This window comes from Vibrio mangrovi, assembly GCF_024346955.1.
Classification (GTDB): domain Bacteria; phylum Pseudomonadota; class Gammaproteobacteria; order Enterobacterales; family Vibrionaceae; genus Vibrio; species Vibrio mangrovi.
Map to the genome: position 1 here is coordinate 2,449,329 of NZ_AP024883.1, position 23,255 is coordinate 2,472,583.

Consider the following 23,255-nt stretch of genomic DNA (forward strand, 5'->3'; position numbering starts at 1 on the left):
TCTGTTCAACTCAAATCCAGAAAGCTCAGGAGTAAGCAATGTCCAACAATCGAGTTCTGCATACCATGCTGCGTGTCGGAGATTTAGAACGCTCAATTACATTTTATACCGACATCATGGGAATGAAATTGCTGCGTAAAAATGAAAACACGGAATACAAATATACCTTGGCTTTTGTCGGCTACGGCGATGAGTCAGAAGGTGCAGTGATCGAGCTGACCTACAACTGGGGCGTTGAAAAGTATGACCTAGGCAATGCCTACGGGCATATTGCCATCGGTGTAGATGATATCTATCAGACCTGTCAGGCCATTAAAGATGCCGGTGGTGATGTGACCCGAGAACCGGGACCGGTAAAAGGCGGCACAACACATATCGCCTTTGTTAAAGATCCGGATGGCTACATGGTTGAGTTAATTCAGAACAAGCAGGCTGAATCAGGTCTTCAGGGTTAGACTCAGGAGTAAAAAAGAAGGCAGCTGCGCTGCCTTCTTTTTGTAACTGAGATATTCAGACTTGCGTCCGGCCTAAGGAAATAACCACCCGGCGATTCTTGTCTTTGCCGATCGGCGATGCATCATCGGCAATCGCACGGCGCTTGCCGTAGCCTTCAACCTGAATCCGATTCTCCGGAAGGCCCAACGACTTGAAATAGTCACGCAGAACTTCCGCACGCTTCTCTGAAAGATTCTGACTTTCGTTCTTGGTACGGGAACTATCGGTGTAGGTAGAAACCAGAACTAAGTCAATATCCTGATTATAACGAATATACTCGGCAATCTGTGCCAGCCGCTTTTGAGAAGCTTTGTTGACCTGGATACTGTCCCGGTCATAATGCAGAATCGTAAATGAAATATCTTCAAAACTGTAAGGCAGCAGCCGACTCAGGCAATTACTGAAGTCATTGAATTTACTCTGGAATAATACCGAAGATAACGAGACTTCAATCAGACGGTCACGATCCTGCCATTCCTCATAACTGAATGTCGGATTACGCCCTTTCTCAAGCTCACTCAATAAATTCCAGGCCAGCTGACCACCGATATAACCATCGAATTGCTTAAAGAACTTCAGATGAGAGACAGATTCCGCCTTCTCTCCCGGTCGCCATGCCGGCGGCATCGACACCAGTGATACATTTCTGGTTTCTCCCATTGGACGCAGCATCTTCAGTTCGAAATCAAGATTCAGCTTTTTACTTGCCCGAGAAGAAAACTCAGCATCGCCATAAAACGGGATCGGGTGAACAAGCCGGCACTCTAACGGTGTGTCAGTCACCATTTCCCACTTTGACTGAAGCGGCGTTGCCGCATAATGCTTTTGTATCGCATTCGCAGCACTTCCCCAAGTGCTCAGTGCAACACCAAAACCGGCAATAAACCAATACTTTATAGACATGCTCTTCTCTCAAACATACAGCTCGCAAACATCCGGATGAAGCGGCATTATCTTGCCACATCACATTGGAACATGAAAAGAAATGCAAAAACCTCGCCACTCTTGCGTAGCAATCCTCTCTTCTAGACATTTTTATCGACATCTGCGGTTTTTCTCAGACGTATAATCTGCAATAATGCGGCCCCTGCTATATAAGTTATGGTCAAAATGACGGAAGTAAACAACACACCGAGCCTAAAAAACCGCTTTCGGGGATATCTGCCCGTTGTCATTGATGTCGAGACAGCCGGTTTTAATGCTGAAACAGACGCACTCCTTGAGATCTGTGCAATTACACTCAAAATGGATGCCGATGGACAACTTCAGCCTGCAACCACACTCCATTTCCATGTCGAGCCTTTTGAAGGTGCAAACCTGGAAAAAGAAGCGCTGGAATTTAATGGTATTTATGACCCATTCAGCCCGCTTCGGGGAGCCATCAGTGAAATGGAAGCCCTCAAAGAAATCTATAAGCAGGTGCGTAAAGAGCAGAAAGAAGCCGAGTGCAGCCGGGCAATCATTGTCGCCCACAATGCAACATTCGATCATCGCTTTGTGATGGCAGCCAGTGAGCGCTGTAAGCTCAAGCGAGTTCCTTTCCACCCTTTTGCAACGTTTGATACCGCCACTTTAAGCGGTCTGGCATATGGTCAGACGGTGCTGGCAAAAGCCTGCCTTGCAGCAGGAATCCCGTTTGATAATAAAGAAGCACATTCAGCACTTTATGACACACAGAAAACTGCCGATCTCTTCTGTGGCATTGTCAATAAGTGGCAGGCACTTGGTGGCTGGCCACTGAATACCTGCTCTGAAGAAAACTAACCTTAAAACTTAAAAACAGTACAACACGAGAATAGTATGAACCCTGTCGTTATTTCAGTATGTATCATGCTGATACTTGCACTGCTTCGTGTGAACGTTGTCGTCGCACTTACATTCAGTGCCATTGTTGGCGGACTAGTTTCAGGCATGAGCCTGAATGAATCAGTCGCTGCATTTGAAAGTGGTCTCGGCGGCGGTGCAACAATTGCACTCAGCTACGCCATGCTCGGCGCATTTGCCGTTGCTATCTCTAAATCGGGTCTGACCGATTTAGTCGCCCATATGGTTATCCGGAAAATTCATGGTAAAGAACAGCAGGAAGCCCAGACCGGATTGAAATATGCCGTGTTGGTCGCTTTAGTTCTGGTCACCATGTCTTCCCAGAACATCATCCCTGTCCATATCGCATTTATTCCGATTCTGATTCCACCGTTGTTAGGCGTGTTTGCCAAACTCAAGCTGGATCGCCGTCTGGTGGCCTGTATTCTCACTTTTGGTCTGATTACACCTTATATGGTCCTCCCGGTCGGCTTCGGCGGCATCTTCCTGAAAGATATTCTGCTCAAAAATCTGCACGATAACGGGCTGGTCAGTGTCACTGCCGGACAGATTCCGACAGCAATGTTACTGCCCGGTGCCGGAATGGTTTTTGGACTGCTGCTGGCGATCTTCTTTAGTTACCGCAAACCCAGAGAATACCGTGAAACCGAATTAACCATCGTTCACAGCGAAGCAGAACACACAGTTCATGGCCGCTATATACTGACTGCCGCCATTGGCATCTTCGCTGCTCTGGGTGTGCAGCTGTTCACCGACTCTATGATCATCGGTGCTTTGACCGGCTTTATGATCTTTACCATCGGCGGCGTCATTGCCTGGAAAGAGACCCATGATGTCTTCACCAAAGGCGTTCATATGATGGCGATGATCGGTTTTATTATGATTGCAGCAGCCGGTTTTGCCGCAGTAATGAAACAGACTGGCGGAGTTGAATCGCTGGTCACGTCACTGTCTCACAGTATCGGAGACAATAAACCGCTGGCTGCCCTGCTGATGCTTGTCGTCGGGCTACTGGTCACCATGGGAATCGGGTCTTCATTTTCTACCATTCCGATTATCGCAACCATTTACGTTCCGCTGGCAGCCGCTTTCGGCTTTTCTCCGATGGCAACCGTAGCACTGGTCGGCACAGCCGCCGCACTGGGAGATGCCGGTTCACCGGCTTCTGACTCAACACTGGGCCCAACATCCGGCCTCAATGCCGACGGACAACATGAACATATCTGGGAAACGGTCGTTCCCACTTTCATCCACTACAATATTCCACTGATTATTTTCGGCTGGATTGCTGCGATGACGCTGTAGTCAGCAACAATACCACCTGCCAATGATGATTTTTTATTTATGGCAGGTGGTTATTTCCAAGTAACTTCACTTCGAGTCATTCTCTATCAACTGAAGCGCATAATCACGAACCACTCTGGCATTGTCTGCTACGTCTTTATCGCCACACACTTCACCACGATAACTCACTAAAGGTGATGAATATATTGGCAATCTAAGAGCTTCATAACTCATGACAGTTCCGGCATTACTACATTTGAATGCTCTGGCATAAGGCTTCAACTTATATCTGTTCTCAACTCTTACAGATCTTTTAAGTTTGCCGGCTAAGAGTGGAAACGGAAAGGTTTCCATATGTTGCGCCCAAGCTAAATGTCCAAATTCATGTTCCAGTATAGACAGCCTCGCATCGTCAGATAAAAGGACATAACTATTACTTAGTTCCACATTAGACCCTCCCATCGTACCATCACCAAAAACTTTCATATAATAGGGTAAAATAAGAACATAAAATTCATGTGGGTCATCGATCAACTTTGATATATTCTGCTTTCCAGCTTTTTCTTTCAATCGATGATGGATTTCATCAAAATACGCATCTCTTGGAAGATTTAGATTTACCTGATTGACAACATATGAGGAACGTACCATTGGAATACATGAGTTTTTTAATACGCTATTCGAATAATCAATAAATTCTTTTACTCGATTTTTCATGTATTCAAAATCAACAGAATCGTCTATATAAAATGTCACTTTCGTGTCGAATAGCTTGTCTCTCAATTGACATTCAGGTAGCACCAGTTTATCTAACTGCAACTCAGTTTTATCTGGTTTATATATTATAAATAAGAAAAGTATTACCAATATGGTGATAGCTAACCATCGTTTAAACTTCATAATAACCCTATTCATATAAGCAATAGCATATTCGTAAGTAACCTGAAAAATGAAGGAGATACTAATAAGGCATGACCTAAATAAACAAATAGTCTATCCCGTTATCTGGATATTATGAAGCTGTTCTGAATATAAGATATTAGTATAAAATTAAACACAATAGCGAAGGACTATAGCATCATTTCTCATATTATACTAACGGCACATACAGAATTAAAATTTAGAAAAAAGGCTTCCAATCAGGAAGCCTCTTTAATGATATCGCCAACATCAGTTTGTTATTATTCGCACGCATGAGCGATGAAGAAACTAAAAGTCTTAGTTTTCTTCGTTATAAAGTTCCAGGTTTGCCAGCTCCTGCTGAATCTCTTTCTGTACTTTGGCATCATCGCTTCTCATGGCTTCAAGATAATCCAGATAAGTCTGATCGATATCACCAGTGACATATTCACCATTGAATACAGAAGTCTCAAAGCGACTGATATTCGGATTGCCGATACCGACAGCTGCAACTAAATCTTCAATAGTCTGGAAAATTAACGCATCCGCACCAATCTGGCGGCAAATCGAGTCATTATCCCGGCCATGAGCAATGAGCTCATTCGCACTTGGCATGTCGATCCCGTAAACGTTCGGGAAACGAATTTCCGGCGCTGCCGAAACCATATAAACCTTTCTCGCGCCTGAATCACGGGCCATTTCAATGATCTGTTCTGATGTTGTGCCACGTACAATCGAGTCATCCACCAGCAGAACATTTTTATCTTTAAATTCAGAACGAATCGCATTGAGTTTTCTGCGCACTGATTTCCGGCGCTGCTGCTGACCCGGCATAATGAATGTCCGGCCAACATAACGGTTTTTCACAAATCCCTGACGATATGGCTTATCAAGTGCCTGAGCAATTTGCAGGGCAATATCACAAGAAGTTTCAGGGATAGGAATAACCACATCAATATCTAAGTCAGCGTAATCCTGTTTGATCCGCTCACCCAGCTTTTTACCCATCTCAACCCGGGCGCTATATACGGAGATCTGATCGATAAAAGAATCCGGACGGGCAAAGTAAACAAATTCGAAAATACACGGATTCAACTGAGGATGATCCGCGCACTGATGGGTATAAAGTTTGCCGTCAAAAGTAGCATATACGGCTTCACCCGGCGCGACATCCCGCATGAACTCAAATCCAACGGCATCAAGTGCGACGGACTCCGAAGCAACCATATATTCAGTCTGGCCTTCAACTTCACGCTTACCCAGACACAGCGGACGAATTCCATTCGGATCTCGGAAAGCAATCATGCCATGACCGATGATCATCGCCACAACCGCATAGGCGCCTTTAATAGTTCGGTGAACACTCGCTACGGCCCGGAATACATCTTCAGTGGTGACATTACCTTTGACCGTATCAATCTCATGGGCCAGGACATTCAGCAATACTTCTGAGTCGGAAGTCGTATTCACATGGCGGCGATCTTTCTCAAATAACTTATCCCGCACATACTGGGCATTGGTTAAATTACCATTATGGGCCAGTGTGATACCAAATGGTGAGTTCACATAGAAAGGCTGAGCCTCAGATGCACTTGAACTCCCGGCAGTCGGATAACGAACATGCCCGATACCTACAGTTCCCTGAAGGCGTTGCATATGCTTTGCAGCAAATACATCTTTCACCAATCCATTCGCTTTACGCAGACGAAAACGATTGCTATCTATGGTACAAATACCAGCGGCGTCTTGGCCCCGATGCTGTAACACAGTTAAAGCATCATAGATGGACTGGTTGACAAGCGTTGAACCAACAATTCCAACAATACCACACATGTCTTAATCCTCGATTTGCGACACTACCAGTCGGTTCAGACCGTACCGGTAAGAAAACTAGATGATGTTTTCAGATGTTCGAAAAACTGCACAATGATCCAACGAAATTGTGGCACTAATTGTGAGTTTTCCCACCATTCTGAACTTGGAAACGTGGTAAACGCATCCATAAAAAACAGAACTGCAGAAATAATCAAAACGCCCCGGAGTCCGCCAAAAACGACCCCGAGCACACGATCTGTCCCTGAGAGCCCTGTTTTTTGTACAAGCTGGGCAATGACATAATTCACAAGCGCCCCAACAAGTAGCGTTGCAACAAACAACGCGGCAATCGCAGCACCATTACGAAACATGTCATCCCGGATATTTGTAAAATAAACAGCCAGTTTAGGGTAATAGTGGCTCGCAATAAAAAATGCAAGCAGCCAGGTTCCCAATGACAATGCCTCTTTCGCAAAACCGCGAATCAGGCTAATCAGTGCTGACAGGCCAATCACACTTAAAATGACAATATCTAACCAGTTCATACATTCACTTATTCTAAGATGGCGCGCATTTTAACAGAAAAAATGCCGACGCAAACGTTTTCTTACGGATTTAGCGGTTTAAATTTGAGCAGTTGGCCTTTTGAACCTGTAATCTTTTCCAGTTCAGTCAGTTGCCGTTCCATTTTACTTTTTGAAACGTCAGGCCCGATAATCACCCGGGTATAACCATTTTCCTGTTTGGTATGCGCCTGATAACCCCGCTTTTGCAAATCCGCGACCAATTTCTTCGCATTGTCACTGTTTTTCAGCGCCATCAACTGAATAATCCAGCCACTATCCTGATAGTCATTTGATTCAGGGACGTCATGAGTCTGAACGGGTACCACATCATCCGACGAAGCAACCTGGCTATCTTCTGCAGCCTCAACCGGAGAAGCCGGCAAGGAAAGGTCATCTGTTTCCGGCTCTAATATTTCATACTGCCCGACTTCTTTATCACTATCAGGTTTGTCAACATCAGGCTTCAGTGGAATACTGGCTACATCCTCTTTGTAATGCGATTTCTGTCCATCCAGAATATCCGGAAGGATAATGACACCAAGAGCAACCAATACAACGGTTCCAACTAAACGACTTTGGAATCGGCTTGCCATCTCTGTTTACACTCCTCGTTTATTCCAAAAATCCAACACTTCTCCAACCGTGAGAAACGAACCGGCGACAATGATGACATCATTCTCATCTGCCCGTGTCATCGCAGCTTTAAAAGCATTGACCGGGGATTCATAAGTCTGGCTGGGAACAGGAATGTGACTATGTAACTCACTGGCCAGTGCGGCCCGCGGACCATCCAGCGATGCCGGATACCAGTGATGAATTACTGGCGCTAAAGCAGCAATAGTCTCCTGAATATCCTTATCATGTAACATTCCAATCACCAGATGAATCTTCTTACCGGGAAAGCGTAGTTCAATCTGTGATGTCAGATAGTGTGCCGAGTGCGGATTGTGTGCCACATCCAGCAAAATCACCGGCTGATCGCTGAGCTGCTGCATTCTCCCCGGCAGGCTGGCTTTCTCCAATCCTTCAACAATATCAACATCACTGATCTCCAAACCAGCACATCCAAGCGCCATCAATGCTGTCGCCGCATTCGGCAACGGCAATTGAGGCTTAGGTAAGTCACGAAGATCAAAAGCGCCATGACTCCAGTGCCATACATCATCAGCCACCTGATAATCAAACTGAATGCCAACCTGAAACAGTTCCGCACCGATTTCATCTGCATAAGCAGCAACCGTTGCCGGAGGATGAGGTTCACCACACACAGCCGGCCGGCCGGCACGGAATATACCTGCCTTTTCATAGCCAATCTGAGCAAGATCACTGCCCAGCCAGTCCACATGGTCAATCGCTAAGCTGGTAATGACGGATACATCATGTTCAACCACATTAGTAGCATCCAGACGCCCGCCTAAACCGACTTCCAGAATCGCAACATCAACACCCTCTTCCTGCAATAGGCGAAAGGCCGCCAACGTCCCGAACTCAAAGAAACTCAGACTGGTTGCTCCCCGCTGCTTCTCTATAAAATCAAACGCGTACGTATGTTTTTCATCAGCGAGAATCTCACCATTGATTCTGACACGTTCGTTATAGCTAATAAGATGTGGAGAACTATAGACACCAACCGTGTACCCTGCAGCAAGCAGAATGGACTCAAGAATAGCACAGGTGGAACCTTTACCATTTGTTCCGGCAACCGTAATAATTGTGGGGGCTGGTTTTGAAAGACTGGCTTTTTGGGCCACGGCCTGAACGCGCTCAAGGCCTAAATCTATTGACGAATTATGGATACTTGATAAGTAATCAAGCCACATCGGTAGTGAAGATGTGGCTTGTGGTATAGCGTTCTGACTCATTAAACAAACATAATGTTGAAATATGGGAGAACTACTTTACTCTTTTTTTCCTGCTTCTGGTACCGCATAAGCGCTATCATTTCCGGATTCTGCAGGATGAGCCGGATAATTCATCATCTTACCAAGTAAACCGGCAACCTGTGCCCGCATCTCACGGCGGTCAACGATCATATCAATGGCTCCATGCTCCAGCAGGAACTCACTCCGTTGGAAGCCTTCGGGTAAGTCTTCACGCACAGTCTGTTCAATAACCCGGCGACCAGCAAAGCCGATAACTGCTTTCGGTTCACCAATATTGATATCACCCAACATAGCCAGACTGGCAGAAACACCACCCATTGTCGGATCAGTCATCACAGAAATAAACGGCAATCCATTCTGAGACAAACGCTCTAATGCGGCGCTGGTTTTCGCCATTTGCATCAGAGACATTAACGCTTCCTGCATCCGGGCACCACCACTGGCAGAAAAACAGATTAAACCGCACTTAGCTTCAATCGCAGCTTCTACCGCTTTAACAAAACGGGCGCCGACAACTGACCCCATGGAACCAGCCATAAAAGAGAACTCAAATGCGCAGGCAACCAGAGGATATCCGTAAAGTTCACCTTTCATAACAACCAGAGCATCTTTCTCACCGCTGCTCTTCTGCGCCGCAGCAAGACGCTCTTTATAGCGTTTTGAGTCTCTGAATTTTAATTTGTCCTGAGGCTCCAGAGTATCCCCGATTTCATGACGGTTATATTCATCAAGAAATGTTTCCAGACGACGGCGCGCTTTCATCCGCATGTGGTGGTTACATTTCGGGCAAACCTCTAAATTACGTTCTAACTCAGCATAATAAAGCACTTGTTCACAAGACGTACATTTTGTCCAAACACCTTCAGGAATCGATGCTTTTCGTGAACTGACAATATTGCTTTTCTCTAAAATCTTTTCAAGCCAACTCATGGAAGACCCTTACTCCTCTCCCTTACAACTGCAAGAGAAAATTATTCGATAACAAACACCAAAAGGATTAAATCACATAAACCTCTGTATGTTGACAAAAAACTGGTTGTACCTTCGTCAGGCCGCCCGACAATAGCCTGATTTAATTCTTTGAACCGCTTTCTATCGATTCGTTCAGATAATCAGGCAGAAACAGTGGACCGACAGGCTGTACCGGCAAACTGAACTCTTCCGGATACTCAACTTCGACCAGATAAAGTCCCTCGGCCTTTGCTGTCGCAGCAGCAAGCTTCCGGTCTTTTGCATTTAACAGCCATTGAATCCACTCAGGCTCTTGTTCACCCCGGCCTACGGCAATCAGACTTCCGGCAATATTTCTGACCATATGATGTACAAATGCATTTGCTTTAATATCAATCACAACATAACGGTTGTGTCGGGTCACCTGCAAATGCATCACATTACGCCATGGACTACGGGACTGGCAATGAACCGCTCTGAAAGAGGTAAAATCATTCTCTCCCAGCAAAAACTGTCCGGCCTGATGCATTTTTTCCACGCATAAGTCACCATGGTAGTGACTGACGCCAGCAGACAAAATTGCAGGCCGCAAGTTATCATTATATATCACATAGCGATAACGTCGTGCCGTTGCAGAAAAACGGGCATGAAATGAATCCGGAACATCCTGAGCCCACCGGATTGCAATATCCCGGGGTAAATTCGCATTGACACCCATCGTCCATGCGGCAACTTTTCTCTGTACGCTGGTATCAAAATGTACAACTTGTCCCGTACCGTGCACACCGGCATCGGTTCGGCCGGCACACTGAACCTCAACCGGATGATTCGCCACCTGGCTCAATGCTTTTTCCAGAGCTTCCTGAACACTTGGAACTTCCCGTTGGCGTTGCCAGCCATAATAATGAGCGCCGTGATACTCAACACCTAAAGCGATTCTCATCATCTACTTCTCTTATAAAACAGGCCCGGCAGTATAATCGCAAATACTGAAAATTTCTAATCGACAGTAACTCATATTTCTGCATCAACCAGGGTGTGTTCCATCAACTTCTCCGGTTGAGCTCATCAATCAACCGCTTTGCAGCTTGGCGGATATCATCGCTTCCATCGACAATCGCTTCTTCCAGCAACTTCACTGCACCTGATTCATCATTCATTTCAATATAAATCTTCGCCAAATCCAGCTTACCTGCGGCTTCTGCATTACTGTCAACGTCAATATTACTGATATCACCAATCACATCAGGGAATTCATTCAGCCCAACATCAAGTTTGAGATCAACTTCTTCAAAAGGATGATCATCCCCTTCAACCTGAGACATCAACTCATCAATGGTCAAATGACGCTGTTGACCCGATCCCGACTGGAATAATTCATCCTGAATCTCCCAGTTTTCTGAATCTGCCTGAGGTTCCTGAGTCTGGTTGTCCTCACGCCAGACATCTCGCTCATCTTCAGGCACTTCATCAGGGATAGACGCCTGTTGCTCCGGTGAAAGCTTGAATCCGTTCCAGTCTTCTCCGCCAAGGCTGAGCATCGACTCAAAATCCATACCGGCGCTGGCAATCCGCTCATCATCCAGATTAGGCTCAAAAACATACTGCTCCGGAGGCTCGGCATCTTCATCCAGCAGTTCACCTAATGCATCTTCATCAAAGGCTGTTCTGGGAATACGATGGAATGTATCATCCAGACCAATTTCTTCATCGACGAATTCAAACTCGTCACTTTCCGGCCGTTGCTCCCCACCTTCGTTCAGCGCTGCAATTTCATCAAACTCTGGCAGCTCTGCTTCATCAATAAAGTCTGATTCCGGCTCAAACTCTTCCGCCAGCTCTACGACTTCTTCTGCCAGTGTCTCATCTGGTTCAATAACAGGAGCGATTTCATGCTCTTCGACAACCGGAGTTTCCTCTGCCTCAGTAGATAACTCGGCTTCAGGCACTTCTATTTCCGGTGGCAACTCATCTGTTTCATTCAGTACGGCAACTTCGTCAAACGATGGCAGTTCCGTTTCTTCATCAATAAAGACTGGCGCTGGTTCAATGTCATCTGACTGATCCACAATGACTTCAGCCTGTGTCGCTTCCGGTTCAATTGCTGGAGCGACTTCCGGCTCGGTAATAACCGGCTCTTCCCGTACCTCAGTCATCTGCTCAGCTTCAGGTATTGCGACTTCTGCCAACAGCTCATCGGCTTCGTTCAGCGCTGCAATTTCATCAAACTCAGGCAGCTCTGCTTCATCAATAAAGTCTGGCTCTGGCTCAGCTTCTTCCGCTTGCTCTACGGCGGCTTCAGCCTGCGTCGCCTCTGGTTCCGGTTCAATGTCAGGCGCAAATTCCGGCTCAGTTTCAAATGCGGTTTCAGACTCATCAACAACCGGCGTTTCCTCTGCCCCGGTTGGTAGCTCAGTTTCAGGCGCTTCAACTTCCGCCAACAGCTCATCGGCTTCGTTCAGCGCTGCAATTTCATCAAATTCTGGCAGCTCTGCTTCATCAATAAAGTCTGGCTCAGGCTCGGCTTCCTCCGCTTGCTCTACGGCGGCTTCAGCCTGCGTCGCCTCCGGTTCCGGTTCAATGTCAGGCGCAAATTCCGGCTCAGTTTCAAATGCGGTTTCAGACTCATCAACAACCGGCGTTTCCTCTGCCCCGGTTGGTAGCTCAGTTTCAGGCGCTTCAACTTCCGCCAACAGCTCATCGGCTTCGTTCAGCGCTGCAGTTTCATCAAACTCAGGCAGCTCCGCTTCATCAATAAAGTCTGGCTCAGGCTCGGCTTCTTCCGCTTGCTCTACTGTAGCTTCAGCCTGCGTCGCCTCTGGTTCCGGTTCAACGTCAGGCGCAAATTCCGGCTCAGTTTCAAATGCGGTTTCAGACTCATCAACAACCGGTATTTCCTCTGCCCCGGTTGGTAGCTCAGTTTCAGGCGCTTCAACTTCCGCCAACAGCTCATCGGCTTCGTTCAGCGCTGCAGTTTCATCAAACTCAGGCAGCTCCGCTTCATCAATAAAGTCTGGCTCAGGCTCGGCTTCTTCCGCTTGCTCTACTGTAGCTTCAGCCTGCGTCGCCTCTGGTTCCGGTTCAACGTCAGGCGCAAATTCCGGCTCAGTTTCAAATGCGGTTTCAGACTCATCAACAACCGGTATTTCCTCTGCCCCGGTTGGTAGCTCAGCTTCAGGTGCTTCGTCTTCCGCCAACAGCTCATCGGCTTCGTTCAGCGCTGCAAGTTCATCAAACTCAGGCAGCTCCGCTTCATCAATAAAGTCTGGCTCAGGCTCTGCTTCTTCTGCTTGCTCTACTGCGGCTTCAGCCTGCATCGCTTCCGGTTCAATGTCAGGTGCAAATTCCGGCTCACTTTCAAATGCGGTTTCAGGCTCATCAACAACCGGCGTTTCCTCTGCCTCAACTGGCAGCTCTGCTTCAGGCGCTTCGACTTCCGGTAGCAATTCATCAACTTCGTTCAGCGCTGCAATTTCATCAAACTCTGGCAGCTCCGCTTCATCAATAAAGTCTGGCTCAGGCTCTGCTTCTTCCGCTTGCTCTACTGCGGCTTCAGCCTGCATCGCTTCCGGTTCAATGTCAGGTGCAAATTCCGGCTCACTTTCAAATGCGGTTTCAGGCTCATCAACAACCGGCGTTTCCTCTGCCTCAACTGGCAGCTCTGCTTCAGGCGCTTCGACTTCCGGTAGCAATTCATCAACTTCATTCAGCGCTGCAATTTCATCAAACTCTGGCAGCTCGACTTCATCTATAAAGTCTGATTCGGACTCAACCTCTTCCTGCTCCACAGCTGCTTCAGTCTGCGTGGCTTCCGGTTCGGTTTCAGGTGCAATTTCCGGCTCAGTTTCAAGTGCGGCTTCTAACTCATCAGCCAGGGCTGACTCAGACAGGGATTCATCTTCATCAATCAGCCAGTCATCATCCTGTGGTATGCCAAACTCATTTGCTGATATAGATTCATCTACCAGTTCACTACCTTCAATCTCAGGATTGAAGTCAAAATCCTCACCTGATTCCTCAGTTGATTCTGACTCATCAAAATCTAACTCATCCAGTAAAGGATCCGTATCCGGAGCGGAACTAATCAAATCATCAATAAAGCCTTCCCGATTGAACTCATCATCTTCCTCAAGACTCTGCTGCTCAATCTCCAGTAGCTCGTCAAACAGTTCTGTACCATCATCAAGAGGACTTGTATCTTCTTCAGGCTCTGTATCGATATCCAGATCAACATCCAGAACGGATTTGTCCTGAATCACATCATCCGTGTCGGATAAATCAAAACTAGTCAGATCATCAAGTTCTTTATCCCAGTCAGGTTCTTCTGAGTCATCCTCTTCAGCCAGTAACTCATCGAGTAATGCCGTACTTTCATCCGATACGGTTTCTGATGCATTTTCTATATCTGGCAGCTCATCCAAAGATGAAATATCCTGACTGTTTGCTTCTAACTGTTCCAGATCCGATTGTTCTTCAATACTGTCAAATAAAGCTTCCAGATCGCTGTCAGAAGCGACGCCTACACCCCCCAGATCAAATTCATCTTCTGTATCATCAAGACGGAAGTCATCCTCTTGTTCATCCGCCAGAAGTTCATCAAGCATGGATTGATCGATGGACCCGGAGGACTCGTCTTCGGAGTCATCTCCATCAAGTAATCTCTCGATCTCTTCCTGAGACATTCCGACCTGTTCGGCACTCGACAGATCGAAATCTTCCGTAGCAGCGTTTTCCTCATCATCAGAAGCCAGAGAGACGTCTTCAAGGGCACGTTCCATCTCTTCCAGACCAACAGCTTTATCTTCACTATTGACGCTGATTCCATTTGTACTTGCAGCAAACTCATCATCCAGATCGGTATCAACTAAGTCACCATCATCATCGATGCTGGCAAACAGGTCTTCCTCACTTTCATCACCCAGATCCAAATCAAGATCGACATCTTCCAGTTCTGCAAATACGTCATCTGTATCCGAGCCATCCGGAGCTTCTTCTCCGGCTTCTCCATTGGCAGTACTGAACAGATCATCATCCAGAACCAAATCATCGAGTTCATCGTCATTTTCACCGAGTCCGGCTGCATCACCGATACTAATCGGCTCATCACTCAATTCCTGCTGTTCCGTTGTAACTTCTGGTGCCGCTTCAGAGGTTTTCCTCCGGCCAATCAGCCATACAATCAGTAAAGCAATCAATAACCCGGGAATCAGTGCCAGTAAAGTAACAGCCCAGCCATTTGACAACAGTCTATCCAAGGACGTAGGAGCCATACGTTCGGCTTCTTCGCGTTTTCGACGCTCTTCTGCAAGCAGCTTTTCAACTTCGGTGCGAACTTTATTCTCGTCACCCAATTCATTTTTCAGCTCACTGACTTCCGCCTGAACTTTTGACAACATTAACGTCAGACGATGGTTTTTTTCCTCAAGCGCCAGTATTTCCGTATCCGACGCTGCATCTGATGGCTGTGAAAAAGACAAAACCGGTTGTGATGCTTCTGCTGCAGGCTCTTCTGTAGGAATAATCTTTTCAGCAGGAGAACTCGGCTCCCGGACAACTACTTTCGGCTGTGTCGGTTGCGTCTCGGTCTGACGCTGTTGTGTTGGCTGAGGCTCTGCTATAGCCGTAACCTGTGAACGAACCGGGGATGATGAACTGGCCGGTGCAACATCACTTGTCTGAGTCAGACGTTGCTGATGGGACTGCATCACCCGGGTCGCTTCTTCAGTCGTCACACTCTGAATTTGTACGAGTGAAGGAATTCTCAGCCGACTCCCCGGAATCAGACTATGGATATTCTGTTGTTCAAATGACTGTGGATTCAGTTGATAGATCGCCAGCAAAGTTTGCTGGACAGTTACCTGATTTGATGGTCTGAGTTGTGAAGCGATCGACCATAAAGTTTCATTTTCGGAAGTCGGGCCATAGAATTTTGCAGGCTCATTATTTGATTGTGCAGCAGAAGACCTCACCACTTCACTATATTGTGGTGATGACTGCACTTTCCCTGTCGGTCCAAGCAAACGGATGCCTTCTGCATGGACAAAAGAAATCTGACCCACGGCTGCTATTGCAACTGGTAACAACAGACGTTTAAAAAATTGACGCATATAAAGCTCAGCTATGTGCTTAGGTAATAGTAAATTCAATAATCTATTAAATATATCGGATTACACCAGCAAAACTATAGGTTATCCGGAAAAAATCTGTTTTGCCTACAATAATTGCGCGCATCTCACACATTTTCCACCTCCATACCCTACGAATTTAATAGTGCATCTTCCCACATGACATCAAGAAACCATTTTACGGGAACCATAAGATATCGGGATCCCGAGATATTGATGCATAAAAAAAGCCAGCAGAAGTGCTGGCTTTTCCAATATGGTCAAAAATATCAGGCCGACTCAATTTTCGCCCATGTATCTCTTAAACCAACAGTACGGTTAAACACTAATGATTCTGCTGAAGAATCACGATTATCCGCACAGAAGTAGCCTAAGCGCTCAAACTGATATCCATATTCAGGTTGCGCATCCATCAGACTCGCTTCAACAAATCCTTGCTTCCGGACCAGTGAGTCAGGATTGAGTACCTGAGTAAATTCAGACTCTGCCGCAGGATTTGCCACTGAGAAGAGACGATCATACAAGCGGAATTCAGCCGGAATCCCTCTATCCGCTGACACCCAGTGAATAACACCTTTGACTTTCCGTCCATCAGCCGGATTTTTCCCGAGAGTATCAGCATCATAAGTACAGTAAATCGTCGTAATTTCACCAGCACTATCTTTTTCAATGCGTTCAGCTTTAATCACATAAGCTCCCCGCAAACGGACCTCTTTCCCAAGAACCAAACGCTTATATTTCTTGTTGGCTTCTTCACGAAAGTCTTCGCGCTCAATCCAGACTTCCCGGGTAAAGGCAACCTTGCGGGTTCCCATTTCAGGCTTGTTCGGATGATTGGCAACTTCCAGCATTTCGACTTCATCCGCGTTATAATTTTCAATCACAATTTTAACCGGATCCAAAACAGCCATTGCTCTGGGTGCATTTTCATTCAGGTCATCACGAATACAAGATTCCAGAGAACCAAACTCAATCATGTTTTCTTGCTTGGTCACACCAATTCGCTTACAGAATTCCCGAATTGAAGCAGGTGTAAACCCTCGGCGACGTAAACCGGAAATGGTTGGCATCCGTGGATCATCCCATCCGGAAACCAGTTTTTCTACAACAAGCTGGTTCAGCTTCCGTTTAGACATCACCGTATATTCAAGGTTTAACCGGCTGAATTCATACTGTCTCGGATGACAGGGAATCGTGATATTATCCAGAACCCAGTCATACAAACGTCGGTTGTCCTGGAATTCCAGCGTACACAGAGAGTGTGTAATCCCTTCGAGCGCATCCGAAATACAGTGCGTAAAATCATACATCGGATAAATACACCATTTATCCCCTGTTTGATGATGTTCAGCAAAACGAACCCGGTACAAAACCGGATCACGCAAGACGATAAAAGATGAAGCCATATCAATTTTTGCACGTAGGCAGGCTTCACCTTCCTGGAATCCGCCACTCCGCATTTTTTCAAACAGAGCAAGGTTGTCTTCTACACTGCGATCACGGTAAGGGCTATCTTTTCCCGGTTGAGTCAATGTTCCCCGATACTCGCGGATCTGCTCCGGAGTCAGTTCTTCAACATATGCGAGGCCTTTCTCGATCAATTCAACCGCATATTTATACAATTGATCAAAGTAATCGGAAGAGTAGCAGACCTCACCGGCCCACTGAAATCCTAACCAGTTAACGTCTTTCTTAATCGACTCAACATATTCAAGATCTTCTTTTTCCGGGTTTGTATCGTCAAAACGTAAGTTACACTGGCCCTGATAATCCTGAGCAATACCAAAATTCAAACAGATTGATTTCGCATGTCCGATATGAAGATAGCCATTCGGCTCTGGTGGGAATCGGGTATGCACACTGGTATGTTTGCCTTCCGCCAAGTCTTTATCAATAATCTGACGGATAAAGTTCGATGGACGAGCCTCAGCTTCACTCATCTATAACACCTCAATAGTTTTTTGTATTCTCAGGACTGTGACTCACCTGTTTACTACCAGACAAGTACACCTCTAATAATGTTGCTGTTAGGAAATAAAAATTTACACTCCCTAGGGCGAATCCTAATGATCCACAATTCTTTGTGATTACACAATATGATTCCGGGATATTCTTACGATTATTTCCTGCGATCGATCATTTTATGCCGACAAAACTAAGTTTCCGGCTTCCGGTTCTCCTTTTTCAGGTTAGAAACAACTCATAGCAGGAATAGATAAACAGCCAATATTGCCGAAAAGTAAACTTAGATAGCCGAAGATTAGTGACCAATGCCACAGCTCCCGCAGCTTCAGTCTGAGAGAGCTTTATTTTTATCGGTAAGGCAGTATATTACCGTTTTGGCAGAAAAGTTGCGGACGCAATAAAAGACAGCTGCCAAAACCAGCCATCATCGCACAAGTGACAATCGATGAGCATGCCACCGTCGGCAGGTATCCGGAACGATACTACAGACATCACGCTACCAAATCGAGCTGATCAGCACAGGGAATATGCGAGCGGGCTATTTTTGATAAAAATTTTTACAATCAGATGACAGTATTAAAAACGGGCAATACGAGCAGCATAAGCAATGAATGATACGCAAAAAGGTAATGTAGATTTAGTCAAACAACTTAATAGTGCCGCTGTGTATCGGCTCATCGACCAACAGGGGCCAATATCCCGGATTCAGGTCGCAGATATCAGCCAGTTAGCTCCGGCCAGCGTCACCAAGATAACGCGTCAGCTTCTGGAAAAAGGCCTCATAAAAGAGGTCGCACAGCAGGCTTCGACTGGCGGACGTCGGGCAATATCTTTAGAAACAGAAGTCCTTCCTTTTCACTCTGTTGCCGTCAGGTTGGGTCGCGACTACATCCAGATCAGTCTTTATGACCTGAGTGGCAGGGAAATCGTTGCTGATTATCATGAATTTCAATACCTACATCAGAAAGAACTGATTGAAGGGCTGCTTCACTACATTCGCAATTTTATCCGTGAAAAACAAACCCACATTCAACAACTCATTGCAATTGGTGTGGTTCTGCCCGGTCTGGTCAACCCGGAAACTGGTGTGGTTGAATATATGCACAATGTGGATGTAGATGAACTTGCGATGGGCGACATCATCAGAGACCACTTTGGCGTTGAATGTTTTATTGGTAACGATATCCGGGGACTTGCACTGGCAGAGCACTATTTCGGTTCAAGTCAGGATTGTCAGGATTCTATCCTGATCAGTGTTGGTCGCGGTACTGGTGCAGGCTTGATTGTCAATGGCCGGATTTTCCTCGGTTTCAACCGAAATGTCGGAGAAATCGGACACATTCAGATCGATCCTCTGGGAGCTCAGTGTCAGTGTGGTAATTTCGGATGCCTGGAAACAGTCGCATCCAACCCAGCAATCGTCAAACGTGTCAGACAATTTCTTGCTCAGGGCTATCAGTCCACTCTTTCCGATCTGGAACAAATTACCATTAGCGATATTTGCGATCATGCCAATCAGGGTGATGAGCTGGCACGCCAGACACTAATCAAAGTCGGAGATCAACTGGGAAAGGCTGTTGCAATCACGGTCAACCTGTTCAATCCCCAGAAAATTATCATTGCCGGTGATATCACAACGGCACAAGAGCTGATTTTCCCGGCCATTGAACGGAATGTACAGAATCAGTCTTTGAAAGCTTTTCACAAAAACCTACCCATCGTTGCTTCCCAGGTTTATAAACAACCGACAATTGCTGCATTCGCTATGATTAAACGTGCAATGCTCAATGGTGTTTTGCTCCAGAAACTTCTGGAGGAATAATCCCTTTCTCTCATACGTCAGGGTGAATATCTGATCACCTTGACGTGTGTCTATTCTGATCTTCATCTTAACCAGCCACGCAAAACTGAACAAATAACAGACAAAATCTCATTAATATTAAATTATTTTTTATATTTTCAGAATTTAATTAAAAAATATTCACCACAAATCATTTTAAATAACGATCTATACAATCAAGGGTTGTCTTTTCTAAAAAAAGTGGCACATTAACATTCAAAGCAGAAAATCATAAGGGAATGAGTATGTGTTCTATATTTGGCATCTTAGATATTAAAAGTGATGCATCGAAGCTGCGTCCGCTGGCATTGGAAATGTCCAAGAAACTTCGTCATCGTGGTCCGGACTGGTCTGGTATTTATACTTCGGATAATGCAATTCTGGCACATGAAAGACTGGCTATCGTTGGTCTTAATAGTGGTGCTCAGCCAATCTACAGCCCAAACAAAAAACACATACTTGCCGTCAACGGCGAAATCTATAACCACAAAGAAATCAGAGCCCGTTACGAAGACAAATATGATTTCCAGACAGATTCAGATTGTGAGGTCATCCTTGCACTTTATCAGGACATGGGCGCTGATTTACTCGAAGAGCTCAACGGTATTTTCGCTTTCATCCTGTACGATGAAGAAAAAGACCAGTATCTGATCGGCCGTGATCATATTGGTATCATTCCGCTATACCAGGGAGTGGACGAACATGGCAACTACTATATTGCCTCTGAAATGAAAGCATTGGTTCCTGTTTGTAAGACAATCAGCGAATTTCCTCCGGGCTGCTATTATGGTTCATCCGATCAGGAACCAGTACGCTACTATATCCGGGACTGGAACGACTACAACGCTGTGCAGGGGAACGTAACAGATAAAGAAGAACTGACTCAGGCATTAGAAGCTGCGGTTAAACGACAACTGATGACCGACGTTCCTTACGGAGTACTGCTGTCCGGAGGGCTGGATTCATCCATTACTTCTGCGGTTGCGAAACGCTTTGCTGCGATGCGGATTGAAGATGATGAGAAGTCAGCCGCATGGTGGCCTCAACTCCACTCATTTGCCATCGGACTGGAAGGTGCTCCTGACCTGAAAGCTGCCCGGGAAGTTGCGGAAAAAATTGGTACGGTTCACCATGAGATGACCTATACCATTCAGGAAGGACTGGACGCTATCCGTGATGTGATTTATCACATTGAAACATATGATGTCACGACCATCCGAGCTTCGACGCCAATGTACCTGATGGGCAGAAAAATCAAAGCCATGGGAATCAAGATGGTACTCTCAGGAGAAGGCGCCGATGAAATTTTTGGGGGTTATCTCTACTTCCACAAAGCACCGAATGCACAGGAGTTCCATGAAGAAACGGTCCGTAAGTTACTTGCTTTGAACATGTTTGACTGCGCTCGGGCAAATAAATCTCTGGCCGCATGGGGTGTTGAAGGACGAGTTCCATTTCTGGACAAAGAGTTCATTGATGTTGCAATGCGTTTGAACCCGAAAGATAAAATGTGTGGCAACGGAAAGATGGAAAAACACGTCTTACGTGAATGCTTTGAACACTATCTGCCGGATTCAATTGCCTGGCGCCAGAAAGAACAATTCTCCGATGGTGTTGGCTACGGCTGGATTGATACTCTCAAAGCAGTAGCAGAAGAAAAAATCACCGACCAGCAGATGGAAACAGCTCAATATCGTTTCCCTTACAATACGCCTACCACGAAAGAAGGCTATGTATACCGGGAAATTTTTGAAGAACTGTTCCCACTGGAATCTGCAGCCAAATGTGTTCCGGGTGGCCCGTCTGTTGCCTGTTCATCGGCAAAAGCGATTGAGTGGGATGAGTCCTTTAAAAACTGTATTGATCCATCTGGGCGGGCAGTCAAAAACGTCCATCAGGAAGCTTACTGAGTCTTGATACCGGGTTCGAGGTAACAACGATAAAAAAACAGCAGGATAGAATCCTGCTGTTTTTTTATGATATGAGCACCCGAGCAACCGAATTATCAGTAAATTGGGAAACGATTAAGACAACTCCAGATCCCGATTATCAAGACTCATTGCGACAGTCTGGCTAATCATTTTAACCAACATGATCGAACGCGTCTCTCCATCGGCTTCCTGATAGATTGCTTCAATCCCGGCGAACTGCCCACCTTTCACCCGAATCACCTGTCCACGTTGTGGCATACCCTGCTGCAGGGATTGCGGACTGGATTCCAGAGCTTTTAAATGCTCTATCAACTCAGCATTCACTTCTTTAGGGTGCTGACCGAAACGAATAAAATCTGTCACGCCTCTGGTCGAACGGACTGAAACAAAACTGGGACCAACCTCATAGTCAAACCGGACAAACATATAAGAAGGGAACAGAGGTTCACAAAGCGTCTGCTTTTTACCCCGAAGAATCTTCTCTACTTTAATTTCAGGGTAATAGCATTCGACACCCTGATTCTCCAAATGACATTTGGCCCGTTGTTGTTCCCCACGCTTACAATACAATAAGTACCATTGTTTCATATTCTGACAACCATTGTTCTCCCCCATATATAAACCCTAGCAACAGTTTCGGAGAAGGTACATGAATAAAAAATTATTCCTGCCTGTTTGCCGAATCTTTCACCAATTCAGCCAGTAAAGATATGTGGGCATCCGAATCATTCAGACACGCAACAAAATTATAGACTTCTCCCCCGGAAGCCAAAAAAGTTTCTTTCCCTTGCTGAGCGATTTCTTCCAGAGTTTCCAGACAATCAACTGAAAATGCCGGAGAGATAACATCCAGCTTTCTGATACCGTTCTGAGGCAGACTCTCCAGTGTTTTATCTGTGTATGGTTGCAGCCATTCTTCTTTACCGAAACGGGACTGATAAGCCATACCAATCCGGTGCTCATCCAGAGCCAGCTCTGTTGCCAACAGCCGGGTGGTTTCAACACAATGCAGTGGGTAGATATCACCATTATTTGCGTAACGCTGCGGGATTCCATGATAAGAGCAGAGCAGATAATCGCCCTGCCCATGTTTCTCCCAGGAGGAACGAACCTGCTCCGCCAGTGCCTTGATATAAAGTGGATGCTGATAATAATCCCGAATCATATGAAGTTCAGGTACAACAGCAAATGATTTTAGTGCCAATCCCAGCGCATCATAAACGGCAGCAGTCGTAGTTCCCGAATATTGAGGATAAAGTGGCAATACAATTACAGATTCAACCTGTTGCTCCGTCAAACGTTGCAAACCATCCTGAAGACTTGGTTGTCCATAAGTCATACCAAGTTCAACCGGAATATTGAGCCGTTTTTTCAGTTTATCGCGCTGACGCATTGAATAAACCATCAGCGGAGAGCCACCATCCATCCAAATCTGTTGATATAACCGAGCAACTTTAGGAGCACGGATGGGCAAAATAATCCCATGTAACAATGGCCGCCAGAATAAAGGAGATAAATCAATCACTCGGGGATCGGAAAGAAACTCAGCCAGAAATGCTTTCACGGCAGAAGGTGTTGCTTCTGCTGGTGTTCCCAGATTGACGAGCAGAACACCTTGCTTTTTTGCTTGATACATCACGTCTGATTTCACCTATTCAATAAAATGAGATTCAAGA

At 45.9% G+C, this 23,255-nt stretch carries 17 protein-coding genes; 5 read left to right on the top strand and 12 right to left on the bottom strand.

The features are described 5' to 3' along the window. Positions 1-38 precede the first annotated feature (38 nt). Entirely contained in the window at positions 39-455 is a 417-nt protein-coding gene (gloA, locus tag OCU74_RS10930) for a lactoylglutathione lyase (protein WP_087479759.1), read from the top strand. A gap of 55 nt (positions 456-510) precedes the next feature. Here gloA and motY read toward each other — a convergent pair whose 3' ends face one another. Further along, positions 511-1,398 (bottom strand): flagellar protein MotY, encoded by an 888-nt coding sequence (motY, locus tag OCU74_RS10935; protein ID WP_087479760.1) that lies wholly within the window; start codon positions 1,396-1,398, stop codon positions 511-513. Between the two features lie 207 nt (positions 1,399-1,605). Between motY and rnt the strand changes: the two genes are divergently transcribed. Together rnt and OCU74_RS10945 are read left to right on the top strand one after the other, a co-directional pair. After that, a complete protein-coding gene (rnt, locus tag OCU74_RS10940) occupies positions 1,606-2,259 on the top strand; it encodes a ribonuclease T (RefSeq protein ID WP_087480120.1) in 654 nt (217 codons plus the stop codon). Between the two features lie 36 nt (positions 2,260-2,295). After that, positions 2,296-3,624 (top strand): Na+/H+ antiporter family protein, encoded by a 1,329-nt coding sequence (locus tag OCU74_RS10945; protein ID WP_087479761.1) that lies wholly within the window; start codon positions 2,296-2,298, stop codon positions 3,622-3,624. Positions 3,625-3,690: 66 nt separating this feature from the next. On the opposite strand, the gene OCU74_RS10950 is transcribed toward OCU74_RS10945, so the two are convergent. From OCU74_RS10950 to glnS, 9 genes are all read right to left on the bottom strand, one after another. After that, complete coding sequence (locus tag OCU74_RS10950; protein ID WP_087479762.1) at positions 3,691-4,503, bottom strand: hypothetical protein; 813 nt, start codon at positions 4,501-4,503, stop codon at positions 3,691-3,693. A 318-nt stretch (positions 4,504-4,821) separates the two neighbouring features. Further along, positions 4,822-6,336, bottom strand: a complete 1,515-nt coding sequence (gene purF, locus OCU74_RS10955; protein ID WP_087479763.1) for an amidophosphoribosyltransferase — start codon at positions 6,334-6,336, stop codon at positions 4,822-4,824. A 35-nt stretch (positions 6,337-6,371) separates the two neighbouring features. Next, positions 6,372-6,863 carry a CvpA family protein gene (locus OCU74_RS10960; protein WP_087479764.1) on the bottom strand — a complete coding sequence of 164 codons (492 nt, stop codon included), beginning with the start codon at positions 6,861-6,863 and terminating at the stop codon, positions 6,372-6,374. A 62-nt stretch (positions 6,864-6,925) separates the two neighbouring features. Beyond that, complete coding sequence (locus tag OCU74_RS10965; protein ID WP_087479765.1) at positions 6,926-7,477, bottom strand: SPOR domain-containing protein; 552 nt, start codon at positions 7,475-7,477, stop codon at positions 6,926-6,928. Between the two features lie 6 nt (positions 7,478-7,483). Beyond that, positions 7,484-8,746 (bottom strand): bifunctional tetrahydrofolate synthase/dihydrofolate synthase, encoded by a 1,263-nt coding sequence (folC, locus tag OCU74_RS10970; protein ID WP_087479766.1) that lies wholly within the window; start codon positions 8,744-8,746, stop codon positions 7,484-7,486. 36 nt (positions 8,747-8,782) lie between these two features. Then, positions 8,783-9,697: an acetyl-CoA carboxylase, carboxyltransferase subunit beta gene (accD, locus tag OCU74_RS10975; RefSeq protein ID WP_087479767.1), complete on the bottom strand. Its 915-nt coding sequence runs from the start codon at positions 9,695-9,697 to the stop codon at positions 8,783-8,785. A gap of 142 nt (positions 9,698-9,839) precedes the next feature. After that, positions 9,840-10,661, bottom strand: coding sequence for a tRNA pseudouridine(38-40) synthase TruA (gene truA, locus OCU74_RS10980; RefSeq protein ID WP_087480121.1), 822 nt, complete (start codon positions 10,659-10,661; stop codon positions 9,840-9,842). Positions 10,662-10,764: 103 nt separating this feature from the next. Further along, complete coding sequence (locus tag OCU74_RS10985; RefSeq protein ID WP_261856143.1) at positions 10,765-15,825, bottom strand: FimV/HubP family polar landmark protein; 5,061 nt, start codon at positions 15,823-15,825, stop codon at positions 10,765-10,767. 287 nt (positions 15,826-16,112) lie between these two features. Beyond that, a complete protein-coding gene (glnS, locus tag OCU74_RS10990; RefSeq protein WP_087479769.1) occupies positions 16,113-17,783 on the bottom strand; it encodes a glutamine--tRNA ligase in 1,671 nt (556 codons plus the stop codon). 632 nt (positions 17,784-18,415) lie between these two features. On the opposite strand from glnS, the gene nagC reads away from it, so the two are divergent. Together nagC and asnB are read left to right on the top strand one after the other, a co-directional pair. After that, on the top strand, positions 18,416-19,630 hold the full coding sequence (nagC, locus tag OCU74_RS10995; RefSeq protein ID WP_087479770.1) for a DNA-binding transcriptional regulator NagC: 1,215 nt from the start codon (positions 18,416-18,418) through the stop codon (positions 19,628-19,630). A 263-nt stretch (positions 19,631-19,893) separates the two neighbouring features. After that, complete coding sequence (asnB, locus tag OCU74_RS11000) at positions 19,894-21,558, top strand: asparagine synthase B (RefSeq protein ID WP_087479771.1); 1,665 nt, start codon at positions 19,894-19,896, stop codon at positions 21,556-21,558. Between the two features lie 114 nt (positions 21,559-21,672). Here the strand turns inward: asnB and rfaH are convergent, their stop codons facing one another. Both rfaH and hemH read right to left on the bottom strand, forming a co-directional pair. Continuing rightward, on the bottom strand, positions 21,673-22,167 hold the full coding sequence (gene rfaH / locus OCU74_RS11005; RefSeq protein ID WP_087480122.1) for a transcription/translation regulatory transformer protein RfaH: 495 nt from the start codon (positions 22,165-22,167) through the stop codon (positions 21,673-21,675). A 73-nt stretch (positions 22,168-22,240) separates the two neighbouring features. After that, the gene (hemH, locus tag OCU74_RS11010) at positions 22,241-23,215 is read right to left on the bottom strand and encodes a ferrochelatase (RefSeq protein ID WP_087479772.1); all 975 of its coding nucleotides are present in this window, start codon (positions 23,213-23,215) and stop codon (positions 22,241-22,243) included. Positions 23,216-23,255 lie beyond the last annotated feature (40 nt).

Excerpts from the sequence above, each read along its gene's own strand:
- OCU74_RS10960 (WP_087479764.1), bottom strand. The coding sequence starts at position 6,863 with ATGAACTGGTTAGATATTGTCATTTTAAGTGTGATTGGCCTGTCAGCA.
- hemH (WP_087479772.1), bottom strand. The coding sequence starts at position 23,215 with ATGTATCAAGCAAAAAAGCAAGGTGTTCTGCTCGTCAATCTGGGAACA.
- accD (WP_087479767.1), bottom strand. The coding sequence starts at position 9,697 with ATGAGTTGGCTTGAAAAGATTTTAGAGAAAAGCAATATTGTCAGTTCA.
- gloA (WP_087479759.1), top strand. The coding sequence starts at position 39 with ATGTCCAACAATCGAGTTCTGCATACCATGCTGCGTGTCGGAGATTTA.
- truA (WP_087480121.1), bottom strand. The coding sequence starts at position 10,661 with ATGAGAATCGCTTTAGGTGTTGAGTATCACGGCGCTCATTATTATGGC.
- asnB (WP_087479771.1), top strand. The coding sequence starts at position 19,894 with ATGTGTTCTATATTTGGCATCTTAGATATTAAAAGTGATGCATCGAAG.
- rfaH (WP_087480122.1), bottom strand. The coding sequence starts at position 22,167 with ATGAAACAATGGTACTTATTGTATTGTAAGCGTGGGGAACAACAACGG.
- purF (WP_087479763.1), bottom strand. The coding sequence starts at position 6,336 with ATGTGTGGTATTGTTGGAATTGTTGGTTCAACGCTTGTCAACCAGTCC.
- nagC (WP_087479770.1), top strand. The coding sequence starts at position 18,416 with ATGAATGATACGCAAAAAGGTAATGTAGATTTAGTCAAACAACTTAAT.
- rnt (WP_087480120.1), top strand. The coding sequence starts at position 1,606 with ATGACGGAAGTAAACAACACACCGAGCCTAAAAAACCGCTTTCGGGGA.
- motY (WP_087479760.1), bottom strand. The coding sequence starts at position 1,398 with ATGTCTATAAAGTATTGGTTTATTGCCGGTTTTGGTGTTGCACTGAGC.
- OCU74_RS10950 (WP_087479762.1), bottom strand. The coding sequence starts at position 4,503 with ATGAAGTTTAAACGATGGTTAGCTATCACCATATTGGTAATACTTTTC.
- folC (WP_087479766.1), bottom strand. The coding sequence starts at position 8,746 with ATGAGTCAGAACGCTATACCACAAGCCACATCTTCACTACCGATGTGG.
- glnS (WP_087479769.1), bottom strand. The coding sequence starts at position 17,783 with ATGAGTGAAGCTGAGGCTCGTCCATCGAACTTTATCCGTCAGATTATT.
- OCU74_RS10945 (WP_087479761.1), top strand. The coding sequence starts at position 2,296 with ATGAACCCTGTCGTTATTTCAGTATGTATCATGCTGATACTTGCACTG.
- OCU74_RS10985 (WP_261856143.1), bottom strand. The coding sequence starts at position 15,825 with ATGCGTCAATTTTTTAAACGTCTGTTGTTACCAGTTGCAATAGCAGCC.
- OCU74_RS10965 (WP_087479765.1), bottom strand. The coding sequence starts at position 7,477 with ATGGCAAGCCGATTCCAAAGTCGTTTAGTTGGAACCGTTGTATTGGTT.